The sequence below is a fragment of the Alphaproteobacteria bacterium genome (assembly GCA_024244705.1).
GTDB lineage: Bacteria > Pseudomonadota > Alphaproteobacteria > JAAEOK01 > JAAEOK01 > JAAEOK01.
In genome coordinates, this window is sequence record JAAEOK010000091.1 from 1 (window position 1) to 1,447 (window position 1,447).

A 1,447-nucleotide genomic window follows, 5' to 3' on the forward strand; every position below is an offset into this window, starting at 1 on the left:
CTGGCCGATGAAGGCGAAGTTGTCGGCGTCGGTGTCGATGTCGATGCCGTCCCAGGTCACGTTATTGATGCTGTTGCCGTTGACGTTGATCGTCTGCCAGATCGTGGTCCCGGGGACTCCGGGCGAGTAGGCATTGGTGGTAACGTCGATGCCGCCCGACCCGGCGTTGGTCACCGTGTTGCTGTTGATGGTGATCGCCCGGCCTGACAAGCCCTGATCGATAACCCCGAAGTTGTCGGCTTCGTTGGTGACGTCGATGCCCGATTCGCTCGGGTTGTCGATGGTGTTGCCGTTGATGTTCAAGGTCTGCAGCAGGGTTGCGAACCGGTAGAACGCGTTGTTGTCGACGTCGATGCCGTCCTCGCCGGCGTTCAACACTGTGTTGCCGTTGATGGTGATGGTGTTGGCCTGGTCGACGAAACCTTGGTTGACCCCGGTGGTAACGTCGATGCCGTCTTCGCCGGTCTGGTTGATGCTGTTCCAGTTGACGTTGACGGTCTGGATGATCGTCGAGTCCGCCCCTACGGCGTAGGTGTCGACGTAGACGCCCTGGTTTTGGACGTTCAGGATCGTGTTGTTGTTGATGGTGATGGTGTTGGCCTGGTCGACGAAGCCGCCGTTGTAGGCCACGGTATAGACTTCGATGCCGTCGCCGCTGGTCTCGTTTATCGAGTTGTTGTTGATGTTGATGGTCTGGATGAGCGACGAGCCGATGTTCCTGGCACGATTTTGGACCTGAATGCCGTCTTCGCCGGTATCGAGCACCGTGTTGTTGTTGATATTGATGGTGTTGGCCTGGTCGATAAAGCCGTCGTTCCCCGCATATGTGTCGACATAGATGCCGTAATCGCCGGTGTTCTCGATGCTGTTGTTGTTGATATTGAGAGTCTGGACAAGCGTGCCGTCATAGGCGGCGAAGTTGAACACCTCGATGCCGCCGTCCTCGATGTCGTGGATCGTGTTGTTGTTGATCGAGATCGGGTCGTCGGCGTCGATGAAGGCCTCATTGGTGGCCCCGACGAAGACGTCGATGCCGGCATCGTCGCCGATGTTGGAGACCGAATTGTCGCTGATATCGACGCTGACCTTCAGCGACGAGCCGGCGCCATCGGCGTCGATGTCGACCTCGATACCGTCGTCAAAGACGTTGTCGACGGTGTTCTCGGTGATGATGAGGTCGAAGGCGTGTTCGGCGCCATCGTCGACTTCGATATAGACAGCGATGCCCGCATCGAATTCCGAATCGTGGACCCGGTTCCAGTTGATGACGCCGGAGGGCGTCGAGGTGGTGAACAGATTGTAGACGTTGTCGCGCGGGTTGTTGACGCGAACATACGTGCCGTCGCCGGTGGCGCTCGACAAATCGATGTCGAGATCCTGGATCCAGAAGTTGCTCTCGACGTCGGGGCCGTGGACGCCGTGGTAAAAATCGCCCTCGAGGTTCAAG

1 protein-coding gene is annotated in these 1,447 nt (G+C 58.0%); it reads right to left on the minus strand.

Going from position 1 to position 1,447, the window contains the following annotated elements; translation table 11 throughout:
* Nucleotides 1-1,447, minus strand: a 1,447-nt coding sequence (locus GY791_17780; protein ID MCP4330279.1) for a hypothetical protein, incomplete at both ends; no start/stop codon positions are given.